The organism is Bacteroidota bacterium (genome assembly GCA_013360915.1).
In the GTDB taxonomy this organism is placed as follows: Bacteria; Bacteroidota; JABWAT01; order JABWAT01; family JABWAT01; genus JABWAT01.
This window is the reverse complement of record JABWAT010000004.1, coordinates 1-19407: the sequence shown is the minus strand read 5'-3', so window position 1 is coordinate 19407 and position 19407 is coordinate 1. Positions and strand designations below refer to the sequence as shown.

The window sequence follows — 19407 nt, the reverse complement described above, 5'->3', positions numbered from 1 at the left end:
GTAAGCGGAAATGAGGAAAAGGTGTTAGCCTTTTTCAACCGCCGCCGATGCCTGATGGTGAATCAGAAACCAGCGGCCCTCGTGAAACCGGAAAATGTTGGTGGCCGGCAAAAAAACCTCGGCCACACGCCCATCCTGTTCGATAATCAGGTTTTCGAGTAAGGTCACCACAGCCAGATCACCAGAGATCACCGTCCGAATTCCGATCAGACGGAAATTGAATGGCTGACGGGAATTAAAAATGGAATTCCATGAATCGAGAATGGCATCATAACCATAAAGCGGATCCCACCCCGGATGGAAACACGTCACATCGGGTGAATCCAGCCAGAGGGAAGCCATGGCCGGTTCATCCCAGTCCTCAATGGCCTGATAAAAACGCCGGTTGGCCTGCAAAACCTGCTGATCGGTCTGATCGGGAGAAGTAATCATATGTGCATTCCTGAATCGTCTATACCATCAGAAGCGGCAAATAGTTCCTGAAGGGAGAACTACCGGAGTCCCTGCTGATTGTTGTCGATCAGGGTGGTGTACGATTCATACCAGCTGGTCCAGAGGGTGTCTCCGGGGGTGGCCGGATTCCAGATCATGGCTGGCTGCTGACGGATTTGCAGGTAAAAGGAAAAATTTCCCGGCTGATGAACAGGGGGAACCGGCAGATTGAGAAGGGAATCCACATGACGGAATGTTTCGGGTGCCAGACGGTAAGCCAGTGAATAGACCACCGAATCGGGGTAGGGGCCCGTCCAGCTAAAAACATCACCCTGCCGGTTAACAGCCTGACCGGTCCAGGTGCCGGCAAATCCGCCGCCACTGCCCAGCACCAGAATCATGGCGTTTCCGGTTGAATCCGGCGTGACTCCTTCAGTCTGACGGGGTGAATCGGATGCACATCCGGTCATCCCCGCCAGAAGAAGGGTGGTGATCAGTAACCGTTTATTTCGGCTGCTGAACACGTTCCTGATAGGAAAGATCATCGGTATTGACCCGGATAAACTCCCCGGTCTCAACAAATTGCGGAACCATTACCGTCAGTCCGGTTTCCAACTTGGCAGGTTTCATTGAGGAGGTGACGGTGGCACCCTTCATATTCGGGTCGGTCTCCACAATCTGCAGAACCATGGTCTGAGGAGGTACAATCCCCATTGGCTTTTCATTGTACATTTCGACCATGAATTTGGTGTTCGGCAGCAGAAAATACTTCAGTTCACCCAGATCATCTTCCGAAATGGATTGCTGCTCATAATTCTCGGTGTTCATGAAATAATGAAACTGATCATCGGAATAGAGATACTCCATCTCCACCTGATCCATGCTGATTTTCTCTGCCTTTTCATCGGACCGCCAGCGGTATTCCACATTCGCTCCGGTCTGAATGTTTTTCATCTTGGTCTGAACCATGGCACGCAGGTTGCCCGGTGTGTGATGAATCACCGAGGTGACCCGGCAGAGATTTCCATCAAATTTGATAATGTAGCCGACTTTTAACTGGCTTGCGTTTAAAATCATACAATCCCGATCCTGATTAAAGTAAAGCCTGCAAAAGTAACCCTCCGGCTCATGAAGGTCAAAAACCCGACCGGAAGGCGTCTTTTACTGCTTCAGCCAGATTTTTACACTCCGTGCCGGAAGGGTGATATCCACCGCGGTTCCGCCTGCCTGCAGCGCCTGCCCCAGTCCGTTCACATGATCAACCCGCTTGTCATCGGCGATGAGTTTCCAGTTTCCGGCCGGAAAGGTCACACCAGTGAAGGTGTTTGCCTTTTTTTCTGTATTGACCAGAACCATTACTTCACCATTTACCGAGTAGCCAAGCAGGTATGGATTGGCCGGCGCGATAAACTGGTAGTAGCCCTCGGGTGGCATGGAAGCCGTCCGGAACACTTTTCCCTTATCACTCAACCGCCAGGCAATCAGCCCCTTCCACCAGGCATTCATATTTACAAAGTCAGTCGCGGCCTTTTCCCCGGGAAAATAACTCGATTCATCTGCGGTGGTTTTCCCGAGATCTTCCCAGACAAACCAGTTGGCCTTGCGAAGGGTATTTGTATCACGGCGACCATTGAACCAGATTTTTCCGGTTTTAGTCTCTCCGATTTTCTGTGTGGTGGGGGCCACCCCTTTGGTACGGGCAAACTCGGTCCCGCCATGAATCACGATCGGTCCCAGCGAAGTGAAAAGCAGGGTGGAAGCCACTTTGAAAGCTCCCTCATCCACACCATACCGGCCATCGTAATTTTTCAGAGCAAGCTGGTCAGCCAGCGCCCAGTTATCATGAATATCCAGATAGTTAATTCCGCGGTTGGGATGCCGTTCCTCAGGAAATCCGTTGGCAAGTCCAAGCATTACCGCCGGTCTCATGAGCGTATCACCACCCGAAAATCCGGTCGGATTCTTGTCCTTGGCCGGATCGAAAAAGGCAGGACCTTTAAAGGCATTTCTTGCATCATCCTGAAAGAAGGTGATCGGGGCATCCACCTTATACCAGTCCCAATCGGGATTGGATTCATAATCAGGATCGGCCGAGGCAATCCAGGGTTCACCGTAAACAATTTTATCCCGGCCGATGGCATCAACAAAGGCCTTCAGGGTTTGCTCATCGGTCTGTCCGGCCAGATCAATCCGGAATCCATCCACCCCAAACTCTTCAATCCAGTGTTTGGCCTGATCGATAAACCAGCGTTGCATCATCGGACGGTTTTCCGATTTGGTTTCATTGCCGTATTCTCCGATCAGCTTGCCGTCTTTGGTCCGGTAGTAATAGTACTGATCCAGCACCGAGAAATTGAAGGGCATGGTTCGTCCATCCATATGCTCACCGGTATGATTGAACACATAGTCCACAATCACCGCAATACCCCGGTCATGGAACGCCTGCACAAGATTTCTGAACTGATCGCGCTCGGACCCAGGCTCGGTTCCGCGCTGACGGTACCGGCTTTCCACCGCAAAGGCGTGGGTGGTCCGGTATCCCCAATCATAATTTTCCTTGTCAATTCCCTGTTCCTTAAACCAGGGATCCTTTCCGAAAGCAGCCTGCCATTCATCATTCGGGTAATGCAGATACTCCTGCATGGGCATCAGGTGAACCACATTGATTCCCAGATCGACCAGATGGTCAAATCCGATTTTCTGACCTTTGGAATTTTTCAGACCGGGTACAGTCATGGCCGGAATCGTCCGCTTCAGCTTGTCATCGACCGGCAGCAACTCTGTAAAATCCTGAACGTGAACTTCATACGCCACCACATCCTGCATTGCAGGTATTCCATTCTTCAGCGGGGTGGCCGGACGGGTGCGTTCCCAGACCCGGGCCTTACCGAAACTGTCATCGCTCACCCGGGCATAAGGGTCGGTGATGTGAACCGGTTTACTCTCGTAAAAATGATTGCCGGGATCCTTCGGTCCGTGAATCGTGAAATCATACCAGGTTTTGTGAAGATTCCCCTTGGCAGTGTATTCCCAGACACCCTGAGCATCCTTTTTCATATCGATGGTCTTAAAGGCCTTTTTGTCATCCTTGCCCTTGTACAGATACAGCTTTACCCGGTCAGCCCTGGGTGAGAAAATCCGGAATGTGGTGGTTTTTTTATCAGAGGAAACCGTGGCACCGAGTTCTTTATCGGAGTACAGTGTGCGGAACCAGCCATCGAAGGAAACCTGGGTTTTCAGATTCAGGGAAGGCACGGCCAGGTGGTACACACGACGGATATCGATGTCCTGACCGGGAACCAGAAGGGCTTCACTGGCGGTGTTCGGCTTAATGGCGGCGACAGGGATTCGCTTCCCATCGGCCATGGTCAGTTCCCAGGATGAAGGATCGGCCGGACGGATCACCCCATCACCGGTCAGCTTCACCCAAATGGCCCGCGGACCGTTCAATTCGGCTATCAGACGGGCGGGACGCAGTCCACGCATGAAAATCAGGTTTCCGCCGTCATTGTTCGGACTCTTATCGTGCGGATTTAACCACTCACCGTCATTGAGGCGAAACTTAAACGGGGAGGCCACCCCGATGTTTCTGAATTCCGGATTCGGAAACCAGGTGGCCCAAACGTCTCCCTGTTTTTTAAGATGCCGGGAAGGATCATCCAGTGCATGGCTCCAGCCGGCAAAAGCACCGGTTACCACCACCTTCTGCACATCGGCGGCTTTGTATAAAACCGGATCGAAAACAAACCAGGTGGTATCACCTCTCAGTGCATATCCCTGGGCCCGTTCGGTGGCGGTGAAACTCTGTGCATTTACCACTCCGGCAATAAACACAGACAGGCAAACAGCCATAAGTGATTTCATTGAGCACTCCGTTCAAAAATAAATGGGTGGAAAGGAAGGAAACAGTCGGTTAATCCGGCAGGTAAAAAAACAGGAAGAAAGGGGATCATCAACCCTTTTTAGACAGAACCGGACGCAGAGCATCGATCAGTTGATCCCGGTTGGCCCGGCTGATTTCACGGCCTTTGAGAACCAGATCAGGATATTGACGTGCCAGTCCCCTGAGTTCCTTGACAGACAAGGTTTCCAGATCGGCCGGATTTCCTGAAAAGTTGGCGGGAACAGGGTCCTCTTCACGTGAATCGGGAACCAGATTTCGTTTATCAGGATGGGTGAGTTCGGCCAGTGTCTGATCGGCCGGGCGGGCAATCACGTGTGTGCTCACCACGGTTCCAACCCGGGAAGCAGCAGCAGAAGCCGCATCGACAGCCGACCGGACGGCTGCCACTTCACCGGCAAATTCAATGGTAACCAATGCTGCATCGGCTTTGTAACGCGCAAGCAACTGCACGTTGGCGGCCTTCAGTCCGGCATCAGCTGCCTCAATGGCCGCAATCAGTCCGCGGGTTTCAATTAACCCGACAGCAGGTCCCGGCATGGATAAAAATCAGGACCGTTTCGGAAGGATCAGTTCCACATCGGCATGCGGCCGGGGAATCACGTGAACCGATACCAGTTCACCAACCCGCTCAGCAGCGGCAGCACCGGCATCGGTGGCAGCCTTCACAGCACCCACGTCTCCGCGAACCATCACGGTCACAAATCCGCCGCCAATGGTTTCCTTGCCGATGAGTTCAACTTTTGCTGCTTTTACCATGGCATCAGCCGCTTCAATTGCGCCGACCAGTCCCTTGGTTTCAATCATGCCAAGTGCATCCAAAGCCATTTTTTTAATCCTTTTTACAGTTGAAAAGTGGTCCGATGAAGATAACGGCGACCCGGTTCAATGTCAATCGACCCCGGTTTCCCGCTTTCGTCTGTGCCACGTCACATCCCGGTCGCCCTGCCTTTGCAATCCATCTGCATGGCCCTGTATTTTCGTTTAATCTTTAGTCCCGGAATGTTGTGAAAATACTAATCGTTGAAGATGACATCGGCATGCAGGATTTACTTGCAGCCATGGTCCGCTCGCTCGGTCATGAGGTCATGACCGCCGACAATGGCGCCGAAGCCTGGGATCTTCACCAGACCCAGAAATTTCCGCTCGTTATCTGCGATTGGGTCATGCCTATTATGTCGGGAACCGAATTCACACGCAAGGTCCGGACCTCTCAGCAGCTGCATTACACCTACATCATCCTCATCAGCTCCATGACAGGAAAGAACAATTATTTGCAGGTGATGGATGCCGGTGCCGATGATTTCGTGCCCAAACCGGTCGATAAGGATGAACTGGCCGCCCGGATCCGGGTGGCCGAACGAATCATCCGGCTGCAGGTCCAGCTCGAGGAAATGAGCCAGCTCGATGGATTAACGGGACTTTCCAACCGCCGGCGGTTCGATCTGATTCTGAATGAGGATTGGCGCCGCCAGCGTCGCGCAGGCGGACCCATTTCCCTCATCATGATCGACATCGACTTTTTTAAAAATTATAACGATCACTACGGGCACCTGGCCGGTGATGAAGTTCTTAAAACCGTTTCAACGGTTCTGGATCGGGAAGGAAACCGGGCCGGCGACCTGGTGGCCCGTTACGGAGGCGAGGAATTTGCCGTTATCCTGGCTGGAACCACCGAATCGGCGAGTATTCTGATTGCTGAACGGATCCGGAAAGAAGTAACCAACCTGCGGATTCCTCATGAGTATTCACAGGTGGCCGATCACATCACCATCTCTCTCGGGGTGGCCACTGTTCATCCGGAACCCGATCAGAGCAACCCGAACTCTCTGGTCTCCCTGGCCGATACGGCATTGTATCAGGCCAAACGGCATGGACGGAATCAGGTGGCTGTCTACCGCGAAGGCATGGAAGTGAACGGGACTGAATCTCCTCAGCAGTAACTTACCGGCCCATCCGGCTTTTTAACTCTCCCAGCGAATCGCCACCGAATTTTTCAAGCAGGGCATTGGCAATCACGGTCGCCACCACCGATTCACCCACCACCGAGGCAGCAGGCAATGCACAGACATCCGACCGTTCCACACGGGCTTTGATCGGTTCATTGGTTCGAATATCCACCGAGGGAAGGGCATCAATCAGCGTTGGAATGGGTTTCATGGCCCCGCGGATAATCAGCGGCATGCCGGTCGTCATCGACCCTTCTGTTCCTCCGGCCCGGTTCGAAGTCCGGGAATAAGCCGAACCAGTCCAGACAATCGGATCGTGGACACGGCTGCCCGGTCGCTGCGCATTGGCAAATCCATATCCGATCTCCACCCCTTTCACCGCCGGAATCGAAACAATGGCCGCGGCCAGTTGGGCATCCAGCTTCCGGTCATATTGCACATAGGTCCCCAATCCTTCAGGAACACCGGTGACGATGATTTCAAAAATTCCTCCCAGTGTATCACCCGCCTCCTTCGCCTCATCTATGCGGGTAATCATGGCCGCTTCCAGGGTTTTATCCAGACACCGCACCTCGGAGAGATCGGCTGTTTTCCAGAGATGTTCACCTCCCTGTGCCACCAGCGGTTCCAGCAAACCGGCAGGGGCCTCCAATCCGGGATAGCCAATGGTTTCCAGCGCCACTATGTGTGAGCCGATTTCGATACCCACTTCTTTCAGCAACTGACGCGACACCGACCCCATGGCCACACGCATGGCGGTTTCCCGCGCACTCGACCGCTCGATCACCGGCCGGATGTCATCGAACTGATATTTTTTGTAACCCACCAGATCGGCGTGACCGGGTCGGGGAACCGTGATTTTGGTGATGGATGAACCATCACCTTCAATCTTCATCCGCTCGAGCCAGTTCTCCCAGTCCTTGTTCTCAATCACCAGAGTAATGGGAGCCCCGAATGTTTTCGAAAACCGCACGCCCGACCTGATCAGAACCTGGTCCTTCTCGATTTTCATCCGGCCCCCGCGTCCGTACCCTTTCATTCGTCGGGCCAGATGGATATTGATATCGTCAGCAGTCAGCGGCAGATTCGAGGGAACACCTTCAATGATCCCCGTCAGTTGGGGGCCATGGGATTCGCCGGCGGTAAAAAATCGGATCATAGATGCAGGGTTCCTTTTCAATCCTGAAACCAGGGTTATGGTTGGTTACGATCGGGGTAATCACCCGGAAACTGTAAAAATACGCCCGAAAGGGCCGGTCAGAAAAGAAATGGTTGCAGGGAAGGTCCCGACCCACCGCCGGGAATCAATTCAAATCGTCTGAGCGGAATTGGTTTTTAACCGTTTTTCATAGACGAAACTTTCACCAGAGGTGCCCGAATACAATTTCTGAAGGGGGGAATCGAACACGCCTTTGACCGAAAATCCCATCGACTCATAGAACCCCACGTTGCATTCCCGGTCCGTATCGAGGGTGACCCGCCCAACCCCAGACTGTTCACACAGGGAAAGGTACGCTTGCATGAGCAACCGGCCATATCCCTTTCCCTGTGCTGCCGGATCCACTGCGAATAAATTCACTTCATTCAATCGTTCCGGCTCCACCTTCCGTCGGCTTACTTCATGCACTTGAACAGCCTTCAGGTACATCCATTTTTCCGGAAGTCCGACCCCCTTTAATCCGAACAGGGTCCACAGAAACCGAAAAGAACCACCCACACCGCTGTAACGACCGCGGATCTGCGGAAATCCGACGGCTTTTCCGAATAGGAATCCGCGCACCACCCCCTCTTCTTCCACCACCCAGCCATGGGTGCTTTCACCCAGACTGCTTTCGGTATAGACCGACCGGAAAAGATCAGCCAATGGTTCAGGACGGAATTTGTCTGAAAAATGCCAGACTTTTTCCACAATTTCTTTGCAGCAGGGCAGGTCGGATGGTTGATAGGAACGGATCATAAAATGGTGGATAGAATGGTTGTGATTGCAGTCCGGATGGCCGGACTGTTCCCCTCGGCTGCTTCCGTTTCGGTCACAGTAAATTCACATGACCCTCTTTGCAGGATCGCGGTACCGGACCGGCGATTTTTCGATGAAGGATCGGATGACACCCCGCATGGCTACCACCCAATGATCCTGAGAGGTTGAGAACATTGTCCCGATGGTCCCTTTTCCATGTGTTCGCCCGTACTGAATCACTTTCTGCTTTTCAACGTCCCACAACCAGAGCGAGGCTGCTATCCGCAGATCAGTGTCCTTGCCATATTTGTTAAAGGCTGGCTTGCTGCTTAACCCGAAATCGGTCACCACCAGCAGATACCGGATATCCGCAGGTACAAAAAAGGAGGATCCATCTTTCGGAATGGTCATGACCCGACTCTCATCTCCAATCGTCACTTCCTGCATGGGCAAATCGGTATAGTTTCCCTCAGACACGCTCTGCACGTTTGCCTTCACCACCGTCTTTGCGATTCCGTCTATGGTATCTTCCAGCCAGGAATAAAAACGATCGGCCGGATCGGTCCGTCCGTTCGGCGGAAGATCTTCCAGAATACGGGCATGAATGTCTTCATCCAGCGGAACACGCTGAACGACCACACCAATTCCCTCATTTCCCAGATAAACATCCTGGTAATCCCGGCTCAGAACCAGATCGGCCGGCGGAGTGCATCCGCCCGTCAGAAACAGAAGAAGGGTTAATCCGACTAACCGGATGGGACGGTTACTTTTAATTGCACTGATCATCTTCGTAGCCTTTGTTAATTCTGTTCGTTGATCGCTTTTCATCCATCACCTTCCGGTGTACACAATTTCCATGGGTAACCCAAGCCCGTCCGTCTCGCGTCTATTCGGCATCGATTTCAACCTGGCAGGAGACCTTCCCAGAATGGCCCCGCACAGGGCATCCAGAATATCATCAGGCTGAACGACCCCCCGTTTAAACCTCGACAGACTTTCCTGATAAACGGTCCCGGCCATTTCACAGGCCTCTTGCAGTATCGCCAGCCGTTTTCTCTGGCCTTCCGCCGATTTCTTCTTTTCCGGAACCACCTGGCCCCCATTCAGCGACCAGAACCCGATTTCCGGATGGAATTCCCTTAAACGGACATGTGGATATGATCGCCGGAACCAGTCGGCTTCGGCGATTTTACCGAGAATATGGTAGGATTGTTTCGAAAGTTTTCGGTGGGTCCATTTCTGGTTGATGTCACAGGCCTCACGGTAGGATTGAGCAGAAAGAGTGGGTCTGGCAGGCACCCTGAAAACCGTCGGGGCCCGTCGTCCCAATACTTTTCTGGCTGCGAGGTCACAGGTCCGTTCTGCCAGACCCGAATCAGGCAACCCGATGGGAATATCAATGAGACAATGAGTGTCACTGGTCAAAAAAGAACCGAGCCCGTTCAGCGATTGCAGGATTTCCGACCGCCACGTGCCATCCGGATTAATCAGCACCAGAAACCACCCGGCTTTGCATCCATCAAGTCCGATGGATGGAACAACCGTCTCCATCATACCCAATGGACAGAAATCGAGAAATTCATAGTTTTCTTTCCGGCACTTCCAAACGTTCCTTCAGACAGATGATATTGCGCTGAACCATGTCATAGGCCCGGCGGTAGGCAGCAGAGTTATCTTTCAGATTAAACAATTCCAGCAATCCGAGAGATAACAGAGTTTAACCAACCAAAAGGTGTTCCGGCGGTGGGCAATTGAATCAGATACATGCACTCCCTTAAATCCGATGAAGCACCAATACAAGTATTTACCTCTGCTGCAAGCCGATGCATCATTTTAAAATTGGATTCATTTTTAAGTCTTTCAACCATCGGATTCCCGGCCATAACCGATTGCTGATATGAAAACCCAACCGTAACATCGATGACCCGCCTCACCAGTTCATAGGAGAAAAATTGTTTTTCCAGGGACTGGGTATTTTTCACATGTGAATACCGGTATTTAACAATCAAAGATCGTAACTGTTCATGCTGACTCAGCAAAAGAGCCAGACTCATATTTCCTCCCTCTCCGGAAAGTTGGAAATCCGGCCAGATTCATTCAATGATAAACTATTCATCGAGCTTCTCCTCAACCGCATCAAATTGCCCCTTTTCCCGATTCCAGTAAAAACGAATTACAACATCACTGTAGAACATTCCAATACTGGGTCTTCCGGACCTGTTAAAGAAACCGGCATCATGCAACCAATTCAGGCTGGCAAACCAATGTGGTCGAAAAGAACCATCGTGATACCCGATGAACAAATAGATGTCATATCGGTCCCCGGTCTTTAGTGCAATTATAAAATCACCGATCCCATCCTCATTGAAATCTCCCTCACAGAAATAGGGGAGATAGCCTGGTGTTTCCTGTCTGTAATCTTCCAGAAACTGATTGGTGCAATCACTGGTCATAACCAACCGGCTGTTGAGGCTGTCAGCAAGTAAAGTGTCAACAGCTTCCTGCTGCTTTGAAGAAAATGGATATTGTTCATGAGCAGCACTCTGGAAAAACCAAAGCGGAATCAGAATAGTCAAGGGAAATAAATAATTCAGAATACCGATAATCCTTTTCGTAATATTTGCTTGTATGATATGCTTGTTTGTTGCTTTCAATAACAGATCTGTTGATCCATCAGACCATTCCAGTAAGAAATTACTTCAGGTAGCTCTAATCCGACACCGCCTTTTTCAATGTCTTATGGAAGCTCTTTATAATCCACATCCTCATAGTAATACCAGTTACCGGTAATGAAATCCGGAATAAGGGGGAATCCAAAACAAATCAAATCAAGAGCAAACCAACCCAAGCCAAGACGGGGGACCAACTGAAGTCGCTTCTCTTCACCATTGGCGTTCAGAAGTAACACATAATCCTTTTTTGCTGGTAACTTTACAATTTTTACACCCTCAGTTGGCGCAAAGGTGGAAACCACTCTGGTTCCATTCTCATCTCTCACCATTTTTGAACTTATTTTTTTCGGCTTATTTGCCAGAGGTAGTTTGACGCCATCAATTGTTGTGATCTGCAAACTATCCGGCACATTTCTTATCTCAAACTCACCCGTGTATCCTTTGAAAACTGTCGCGCATCCGCTAAGCACACTTGCTGAAATAAGCAGGATCATTACGTGGAAATACGGTTTCATGTCAATTTCTCCATTCTTTTAGTTAATATGTCGACTTCATTATTGTCTCTGTCCCATGTTTCAGTATCGGTAACCTCACCGATTCGAATATTTTAGAGTACACAAAGTCTCAGAAAGTCCCTCATACGAAAAAGGGTCCTTTATGTTATAGCAGTATCTGAATATTTGCATCTGTCCCGAACTTGATATAGTGAATGATGATAGTATGGAACAAGTTTTTTAAATATATGGTGTATCGGGATCCAAGACAATGGTAGATCTTTATGTACGTCGGCCTTTCTCTTTAACGCTATCACAAAAAAATCGGTCAGTATTCCCTGATTCTTGCCGTCACTTCAATTTCCACCTTCATCCGCTCGTCATACAATCCCGCCACGATCATGGTGGCTGCAGGACGGCAGACTCCAAAATACTTTTGAAAGATCGGCCAGCAACGCTCAAAATCAGATCGCTCGGGGAAAATGTACAGCACACGGACCACATCATTCAGATTGCTTCCTGCCTCCTGTAATGCCTTCTCAATATTCCTGAAACATTGATCGGCCTGATCCACGACATCCTCTGGAATGGTCATGGTGGAATAATCAAATCCGGTTGTACCCGCCACAAAAACATACGGCCCATCCACCACGGCACGTGAGTAACCGATTCTGGATTCAAAATCGGATCCGCTCGAAATTAATTTTCTTTTCATCAGAATCATTCGTTCCTCTGGATTTCTTTCTTGTATTCTGTGTTCAGATTCTTCCTGCATTCAGCCTTCCTGAGCAAGGAGCAGACTCCTATTCAATAAAGAAAAGTTTCAGCATCAGTTTTCCTTCCTTGTTCCACCGGATCCACCCCAGGTCTCTTTCAGTCTCATCGCAAAGAATACTTCCAGATAGTTAACATAATTTCCCTTCCCCTCAAGGATAGAGTAGCATTTCACCGCAGGAAAAGCCAGGCGTTCACTGTTTTCATCCGGTTCCTTATAGAAGGCGACCATCGATGAATCCGGAATCTCTGCAACAACCACATGGTCCACCAGGAATTCCAGCCACTTTTTATATACAACCGCCGGACTCTTCTTTATCCAGAGCCGTTGTCCGGTTTTCACATTAACTTCCACTTCAAGGGCGTGGTCCGAAACTGTGAAAACACGCAGGTACACAATCCAATAAGCCAACTCATTTACATAACAACCAAACCAATTCACGTCTGGTTGACTAGCTGATCTCCATTCCGGGATTCCGGTTGAATCAGCCTCCGCAAAAAGAGTAGTGAATTCATCTGTGCATGCCCGGTCCTGATAGAAAGTAAATGAAGTTGATTTGGCCAGATCAAGGATGGCAAAGCCCTCGTTTTCTGCACTTTCCGCAGGAATGCCAGCAAGAACCTGAATTAAGAAACAAAGTATCATAAAAATTCAGCACCTTTCACTGGAAACGGCAGATCAGAAGCCATACGGTACCTACCAGATACCCGGTAGCAGACGGTAGCGTGTTATTTCCTTGTATTCCTGGTATCCGCGCAGTTCTCTGGTAAGCACCTGCTCCTCATTTACAATCCGGGCCATCAGAACAGGAATAATTCCGACGGCTGGTAAAAGGGCCCAATTGGACCCCAGGGCAACCGGAGAGGCCACATAAATCAGTATGGCGCCCAGATACATCGGATGACGAATCAGGCGATAGGGTCCGCTTTGAATAACACGCTGTTCATTCACGACTTCGATTACCCGTGAAGCAAACCGGTTTTCTTTCAAAACCAGAAAAAACAGGAGATACCCCAAAAGGATACAGACGGTCGCCACAACCACTACCGGATCCGGAACAGAGGACCAGCCGAACCGATGATCCAGACCAGGCAAAATGAAAGCCAGCAGGAAGGGAATGAGAGCAAGCCTGACAATCAATTTCTGGGTGGGTTCTTTCTCTCCGGTTTTCATCCGTCGGATCAGAAGTGCCGGATCCTTTTTCAGAAAATAAACCAGAATCAACGACATGGGAATCAGCAGCGTGAGAAGATAGAACCAGGCCTCCCGGTATGCCCAGGTCCCAGCCGGAAGAAACAAAAGTCCGATCAGGATGGGAATACCAATCATGAGCCGACCCGCGATTAATTTTAACAGCTTCGATTTCGGCTCCTGAGTATGTTCCATTGCATCACCCTCCGGAATAAAGAATACACCTTATCAGGTCATGGCAGCAGGCTTAGAGAACGGAGCATTTTCAGAAAGGTCTGTCACGGTTATCTGATACCACCTGTACCCAGCCAGCACGAATCAACCTGTTCTCACAGACAGGAATCCCGGATATCAGACAGAATGCATCCGCGTGAATGTAAATAAATTACCATTTAATTTAAATCGGTTATGACGTACCTTTCTACATATTCTCTTATTCTGTCTTTGTATTTGCCGGGAACGGAAAGAACAATATTCGGATTCATCTGAGATGCTATTTCATACAGGATAAACTCATCCAGATAACCATCATTCGCTATTTTAAGAATTAATTCACAATACTCATTACGGTTTTTGGGATCCTCCTCTATCATGATCATATAGGTTTCCAACATTGAGAGGATCGCCTGTTTCTCTGCCCTCGAATTCCATCCGCTATCATTTGATGCACTGATTCTAGACCGATAATCTTTCTCACCAATCCAAATTGACTTGGCAAAGGCATATGAGATCCAAAAGGGTTCCCTGTCTTCATCCACGTAAATAGCCACTCCATCTCCCTCTTTTCTTACAACAGCTATCGGTTCAAACCTTCTGCTGTTAACCCTGATTCCCAATTCCTTTTCTTTGCTCTTCAGTAAAAACATAAGATTCTGATGTCGGGGCTTTAAAGAAAGCGCCTTTATATAACACTTTTTTGCATTTGAGTAGTCACCGTTTCTCAAATAAACAGTACCCTGGAAAAATGAGGTACGATAGTCATATGGATTTATTTCGTGAGCCTTTTCATAATATTGCAATGCCTGACTCAGATTGCCTTGCATCAAGTGACAATCCCCTGCATTCAAATAGGCGATGTAGAATTTTTCTGAGATTTGAATGGCCTTTTCATAATAGGAAAGGGCTTTCTGATAGTTTCCACTCTGATAATACTCTTCACCCTCCATGAGAACACTCAGAGCAAGACTGTCAAATTCAAATGAACTTACAGATAATGAAGAATCATCTTCCTCAATTAATGGATATTCAATCAGTTGATTCAGGTCAGGAAAAATTTCTTTTCGTAATTTATCAGGAGGTATTCCATCGAGATCTCGCAGACTTTTTACTTCATAAGACGTAGGTGATTTCTCCATCATCTTAATAATTTGCTGGTTCGAAAGAAACCTTTCCATCTCCTGACCATGTAAGAGTGAGGGACTCCACAACAATGGTATAAAAACAAATGATATAACCCATTTCATGCCTTTTGCTCCATTCCAGTTGAATGATTGAATTGTTTATTGTTCGTTAACATCGAAACACCTTTTCATCGGCAAGCACCTTTGAACCTAACCAAGGCTGCCCGATGGTCTTGCAAATGTGACGGTGAGGAAATAATCTACAGAGCCAAACTGAGTCCAAAAAGCACCCCATATCCTTTTAGTAACCATTCAGAAGTATCATTCTTCATGACTTCCCTGACCTTCGACTCTGAATCTATCATTCCATACCTTGTTCTGTGAGAAGTTAATGTTGTCTCTGTGTTCCCCCAGTAATAACCAAAGCCAAATTGGTATTCCGCATGAATTGAAATAGCCTCCGTTAATTCCCATTCAGCGCCTACTCCTCCCGATACACCTACTCCAACCATTATCATCTCAGTTTTATTACGACGAACATAGGACGTGTTTAAATCACCAGAAATCCAATTATCTGTATCGTTATTGGATGTAAGACTCAGAAAGGGGCCAAAAACATAATATGGTTTGATTGTTCGGGACTTTGGCAGGTATTCTGAATATTGAATCGAAAATCTTACAAAACGGCGGTTATATTCATCTGGAAATTTGTTCGATGCATACAATGTATCCATGTGATGCCTGGTCAGGTTGATTTCTGTTTCACTTGCTGATAATTCTGAGGATAATCCAAATCTCAACTTTTCATTCTCAGTAAAATACTTTGATATAGATATAAAAGAGCCTTGAAAGGAACCCAAAGTAAAATCTGGACCAATTGCAAAGCCCAGCTCCCAATTCTTAGGTGGATATTGTTCAACAGGATTTATCTGTGAAAAAGAAACGACGTGTGAAAACGTCATACTGAAAAGAATTAAAAGAGCACGAATCATGACTATTCCTTTTATATTATTTTTTTTGTAATCACTACCACGATAGCAGGCATCATTTTACTCTCACCAGATAATGTCTCATTCTGTCCATATCCTTAGATTCAATTATCAGGTATGCTGAATCCAATCGAAGCACCGTATATTCTGACATGGGAACGAAATAATGGGAGTAAAAAATCATTGTGGAATCCTTGAATTTATAGGTAGATTGTACCATTGATTCTTCATACATGCCACTTTTTGAACTTCCATCGTTATTGATGATGAGGTACCCGGGAGCTTTTTCAATAGGATTGTTCCATTCAAATTCGTTGACATCATCTGCATTATGAACCATCATTTCCGTTTTAACTGTGGCCCACTTCCCGTATATCAAATTACTATCAGTATGATTACTACATGAAATAAGCAGCGAAGTCACCAATAGTATCCCAGCTATTTTCATTTTCTCATCCTCGTTTTTAAAATAGGTTCAATTGGAAATGTATCACAATTCTAAATTTGCGGACTCATGAAATACTAATTCAGTTACCTTACCATCCGAATCGGATCAGGACACAGATGACAGCTATCGAAAACGGCAGCAATGTGATTCTACGTTGCCATTCTATAGCATTTATTTCTTAAATCTAATCGGAATAGTTATCCACACTTTCACCGCTGTACCCTTTATGACACCCGGTGAAAACGGAGTCTCATTCAAGGCAGAAACAACTTGTTCATCACACCCATAACCAAGACTTTTTATAATTGAAGTCTTAATGACCTTCCCATTTATTCCAATCAATGCACGAACAACAACTGTTCCATTTTCTAACCCTGAGTTCAAAAATTCAGTTGGTATGACTAGTCTGCTCGCCAGTTCTGAAAGGCCCTTCTTCATTTCAGGCAACGTATCCGCGATTTCGTATTCTTTGGTTGTATCAACCACGGCCACAGATGTCTTTTCCAATTTAGTATCAGAGGAATCCTTCATTTTCGTGATTGCTACACAGGAAAATAGGGAAAGTGGTAAAAGGATTAAAAGCAGAATCTTCATATTATCTCGTTTTATTAGTATTTAACAACTTTTATGAGCGACGCTGCCGGAAACACTGTCGACAGCGTACGCACGAAAGGATAGCTAGAATTATTCTGGAAAATTATCTGATAATTTCGACTCCTGGATACTTAGACCAAAATACTCATTGATAATTCTAAGATATCCAGATTCAATATTAACACCAGAGTTAATTTGTATAGCAGAATCTGGCGAAAAACAAATTATCCCCAGATTACTATAACTTGCTCTATCAAAAAATGTTTCCTTATTTAGTCCTGAAAACGAAATATACCTATTGATCGATATGACCAATTTGATACCGTAATACCTCAGGGAGTCAGCGTATAAGCTTTCAAATCTTTCCAGATAATTAAAATAATCAGAGTATTCTTCTATTAGATATAATTCTTCTGTCTCACTTACTTGCTCCCATTCTTCCGTGGATTTGTAATAGAAGACAACACATTTTTCTTTAACTATTAATGTGTCTTTTTCAACCTTTAATGATACTTTTTCTTCTTGAACAGGCTTATTAGTACCAGTGACATTAAAAACATTGTTTAAAACACTATATACTCTTGAATCATTATCGGAAGCAATTGTCAATATTTCACCAGTCCCAGAATAGAATCCGTAATCGAATACGAGGGAATCCAAATTTTTCACATATGGATTGTACAGAGTTTCTAACTCAAGGCAAAAAGAAACATGGCAAATTTCAATATAACTCATTCCTGATGCTTGTACCCTATTAATGATGTCCTTGTTCGAAAAAACAACGATGATCAATATGATTGGGACAAAAAATATTATCATATGAATGATTTAACGCCTAGCTTCTGCCGTTTGCACGCGAACCAACCGAAGCCGAAAACCTTAGAAAATTGTTTAACTTTCCGGAAACCCAGCCGTGTGCAAATCGGCCGGAAGCGATAGTTAGATTTGCACGGTCTTGGATATAATGCGTTTTCTAACAGAAACGCTTTGAAACCAAGACAAAGTAGGGAATTGAGATTTTTAAACCAAAAGCTAAAGGGCAGCAAAAGCGCGTTCTGACTGTTTGGGGAAAATATTTAATTTTTGTAACTGAGAAAAACTGACAAGAAACCCGAGACCTCAAAACATAAAAAACATAAAAAGCAAAAACGCCCACTTTTTCATTTTGCAAAACCGAAAGAAACAAAGTTGAACTCCAGGTTTTAATCGTTACCATGGAGCGAATGGAACGTGCAAATTTCCAAAGAACTTGATAACTAATAAAAGCCAAGGCAAACTGAATATAGCTACTAATTTTATGATAACCATTCTGTGGTAAGCCTAATATTGTTTGTTAGATTCTGATTTTTACTAACAATACAATTTTAGAAAACAAATACCAGGAAATAGTGTTAAACAAAACTGAAACAGGAAATGCTGGATTTGGAAAATCAGCACCACTTTGAATAGCACCTATCATAAATGGTAGACCATAAATTCTTGTGTTTTCGTCAAAATGAACCGGGTAAAAATAAAATAAACCTCCAATAATAATAAATATTATCCCTAATAATATTATTAACCATAATCTGTCGTTTCTTTTATACTTATAATAAAAATAACTTGGAAGTATTAATAGAATATTAAATAATAAAATAAAAATATTATAAATAAATACAAATCCAATTAAGGTTGAAATAATTAAGAATGATATAAGCCATTTATTCTTTGTTGATAAATATGACTTCTTCTCAACTATGTTTTCCTTCTCGGATTTTCGTTTAATTATCTCTTCTTGAATTTTATTATATCTATTCGGATAACTTCCCTTATCTATATGCTTAAGTGAATCCAATAACTCAATCAAAGAATAATTTTCATATTTAGGTTCAGATGCCATAAAATCTAACGACCAATTTAGGCTGACCCAGAACACAGCACATTTTTACAATTTATTTGAACGAACCGAAAACTCAATTTCATGCCAACTATTCTGGGGTCAGCCTGAAATTGATTGTTAGATTAGGAATCACATAATAATATTTGCGCTTCGTTTTGGTTTAGTATTGTTAATTCAAAACGTTTGTTATCTATAGTAAAAATAAATGAGTTATAAGATATCCAATTTGAGAATTTTACTCCCGTAAATTCACCGGTAATTTTAAATTTATCGCTAAATATAATTGTATTCAAACGACTCCTGTATTCAATTCTTTTTCCAAAGCCTTCTTCACCATATGTGATTTTCTCAATATAAATATAGTTGTATATTTCTGATGTTGTTATTAAAACTCTAAATGCAACACTTCTTGTACTATCATTTTCTGACCAAAGAATTTTAGATTCTGATAAGAATGTAACCCATGTATAAAATATATTGTCTTCTATATCCTCTGACTCAAGAGGAATAACTTCCAATTGAGGAGAGATTTTGTAAACAATCTTGGTTGTATCTTTTAAAGATTTTATGATAGAATCTGAGGAATCGAGGTGGATTATATTCGATGAACTGGAATCACTTTTATTGGGTTTTCCGCAATTAAGAGTAATTAAAGTAATTACTAGTAATAAAATATTTTTCATAAAATCTAACGCTAAGTTTAAGCGGCGCTGCCTGAAACCGCACCTTCCAGAAACCACAATCAAAAAACCCCGATGCATAAACCTACCTTCCCAACCGGACCTG

24 protein-coding genes are annotated in these 19407 nt (G+C 45.9%); 1 reads left to right on the top strand and 23 read right to left on the bottom strand.

Annotated features, from left to right (window positions below):
- Positions 1 to 24: 24 nt before the first annotated feature.
- The 6 genes from HUU10_07305 to eutM form a co-directional block, all read right to left on the bottom strand.
- The gene (locus HUU10_07305; protein ID NUQ81404.1) at positions 25 to 432 is read right to left on the bottom strand and encodes a nuclear transport factor 2 family protein; all 408 of its coding nucleotides are present in this window, start codon (positions 430 to 432) and stop codon (positions 25 to 27) included.
- A 59-nt stretch (positions 433 to 491) separates the two neighbouring features.
- The gene (locus tag HUU10_07300) at positions 492 to 956 is read right to left on the bottom strand and encodes a hypothetical protein (GenBank protein ID NUQ81403.1); all 465 of its coding nucleotides are present in this window, start codon (positions 954 to 956) and stop codon (positions 492 to 494) included.
- On the bottom strand, positions 937 to 1506 hold the full coding sequence (gene efp / locus HUU10_07295; protein ID NUQ81402.1) for an elongation factor P: 570 nt from the start codon (positions 1504 to 1506) through the stop codon (positions 937 to 939). Before efp ends, HUU10_07300 begins: the two co-directional genes overlap by 20 nt.
- Positions 1507 to 1593: 87 nt before the next feature.
- The gene (locus HUU10_07290) at positions 1594 to 4296 is read right to left on the bottom strand and encodes a pullulanase (GenBank protein NUQ81401.1); all 2703 of its coding nucleotides are present in this window, start codon (positions 4294 to 4296) and stop codon (positions 1594 to 1596) included.
- An 88-nt stretch (positions 4297 to 4384) separates the two neighbouring features.
- Positions 4385 to 4873, bottom strand: coding sequence for a BMC domain-containing protein (locus HUU10_07285; protein NUQ81400.1), 489 nt, complete (start codon positions 4871 to 4873; stop codon positions 4385 to 4387).
- Positions 4874 to 4882: 9 nt separating this feature from the next.
- A complete protein-coding gene (eutM, locus tag HUU10_07280) occupies positions 4883 to 5161 on the bottom strand; it encodes an ethanolamine utilization microcompartment protein EutM (protein ID NUQ81399.1) in 279 nt (92 codons plus the stop codon).
- Positions 5162 to 5340: 179 nt separating this feature from the next.
- Here eutM and HUU10_07275 point away from each other — a divergent pair, with 179 nt between their 5' ends.
- Positions 5341 to 6276, top strand: coding sequence for a diguanylate cyclase (locus tag HUU10_07275; protein NUQ81398.1), 936 nt, complete (start codon positions 5341 to 5343; stop codon positions 6274 to 6276).
- Between the two features lies 1 nt (position 6277).
- Here the strand turns inward: HUU10_07275 and aroC are convergent, their stop codons facing one another.
- The 17 genes from aroC to HUU10_07190 form a co-directional block, all read right to left on the bottom strand.
- The gene (gene aroC, locus HUU10_07270) at positions 6278 to 7438 is read right to left on the bottom strand and encodes a chorismate synthase (GenBank protein ID NUQ81397.1); all 1161 of its coding nucleotides are present in this window, start codon (positions 7436 to 7438) and stop codon (positions 6278 to 6280) included.
- Between the two features lie 153 nt (positions 7439 to 7591).
- A complete protein-coding gene (locus HUU10_07265) occupies positions 7592 to 8239 on the bottom strand; it encodes a GNAT family N-acetyltransferase (GenBank protein ID NUQ81396.1) in 648 nt (215 codons plus the stop codon).
- An 84-nt stretch (positions 8240 to 8323) separates the two neighbouring features.
- On the bottom strand, positions 8324 to 9067 hold the full coding sequence (locus HUU10_07260; protein ID NUQ81395.1) for a hypothetical protein: 744 nt from the start codon (positions 9065 to 9067) through the stop codon (positions 8324 to 8326).
- 3 nt (positions 9068 to 9070) lie between these two features.
- Entirely contained in the window at positions 9071 to 9793 is a 723-nt protein-coding gene (locus tag HUU10_07255; protein ID NUQ81394.1) for a DUF429 domain-containing protein, read from the bottom strand.
- 128 nt (positions 9794 to 9921) lie between these two features.
- The gene (locus HUU10_07250) at positions 9922 to 10293 is read right to left on the bottom strand and encodes a hypothetical protein (protein ID NUQ81393.1); all 372 of its coding nucleotides are present in this window, start codon (positions 10291 to 10293) and stop codon (positions 9922 to 9924) included.
- A gap of 54 nt (positions 10294 to 10347) precedes the next feature.
- The gene (locus tag HUU10_07245; GenBank protein NUQ81392.1) at positions 10348 to 10815 is read right to left on the bottom strand and encodes a hypothetical protein; all 468 of its coding nucleotides are present in this window, start codon (positions 10813 to 10815) and stop codon (positions 10348 to 10350) included.
- 161 nt (positions 10816 to 10976) lie between these two features.
- Entirely contained in the window at positions 10977 to 11426 is a 450-nt protein-coding gene (locus HUU10_07240; protein ID NUQ81391.1) for a hypothetical protein, read from the bottom strand.
- 307 nt (positions 11427 to 11733) lie between these two features.
- Entirely contained in the window at positions 11734 to 12120 is a 387-nt protein-coding gene (locus HUU10_07235) for a RidA family protein (protein NUQ81390.1), read from the bottom strand.
- A gap of 114 nt (positions 12121 to 12234) precedes the next feature.
- Complete coding sequence (locus HUU10_07230) at positions 12235 to 12825, bottom strand: hypothetical protein (GenBank protein ID NUQ81389.1); 591 nt, start codon at positions 12823 to 12825, stop codon at positions 12235 to 12237.
- 51 nt (positions 12826 to 12876) lie between these two features.
- Entirely contained in the window at positions 12877 to 13509 is a 633-nt protein-coding gene (locus HUU10_07225; protein NUQ81388.1) for an isoprenylcysteine carboxylmethyltransferase family protein, read from the bottom strand.
- A 254-nt stretch (positions 13510 to 13763) separates the two neighbouring features.
- Positions 13764 to 14834, bottom strand: a complete 1071-nt coding sequence (locus tag HUU10_07220; protein NUQ81387.1) for a tetratricopeptide repeat protein — start codon at positions 14832 to 14834, stop codon at positions 13764 to 13766.
- A gap of 137 nt (positions 14835 to 14971) precedes the next feature.
- The gene (locus tag HUU10_07215) at positions 14972 to 15703 is read right to left on the bottom strand and encodes a hypothetical protein (GenBank protein ID NUQ81386.1); all 732 of its coding nucleotides are present in this window, start codon (positions 15701 to 15703) and stop codon (positions 14972 to 14974) included.
- 52 nt (positions 15704 to 15755) lie between these two features.
- Positions 15756 to 16148, bottom strand: a complete 393-nt coding sequence (locus HUU10_07210; protein NUQ81385.1) for a hypothetical protein — start codon at positions 16146 to 16148, stop codon at positions 15756 to 15758.
- A 171-nt stretch (positions 16149 to 16319) separates the two neighbouring features.
- Positions 16320 to 16742 (bottom strand): energy transducer TonB, encoded by a 423-nt coding sequence (locus HUU10_07205; protein ID NUQ81384.1) that lies wholly within the window; start codon positions 16740 to 16742, stop codon positions 16320 to 16322.
- Positions 16743 to 16832: 90 nt separating this feature from the next.
- Positions 16833 to 17534, bottom strand: a complete 702-nt coding sequence (locus HUU10_07200; protein NUQ81383.1) for a hypothetical protein — start codon at positions 17532 to 17534, stop codon at positions 16833 to 16835.
- Positions 17535 to 18075: 541 nt separating this feature from the next.
- Positions 18076 to 18621: a hypothetical protein gene (locus HUU10_07195; protein NUQ81382.1), complete on the bottom strand. Its 546-nt coding sequence runs from the start codon at positions 18619 to 18621 to the stop codon at positions 18076 to 18078.
- Positions 18622 to 18743: 122 nt separating this feature from the next.
- Positions 18744 to 19382, bottom strand: coding sequence for a hypothetical protein (locus tag HUU10_07190; GenBank protein ID NUQ81381.1), 639 nt, complete (start codon positions 19380 to 19382; stop codon positions 18744 to 18746).
- Positions 19383 to 19407 lie beyond the last annotated feature (25 nt).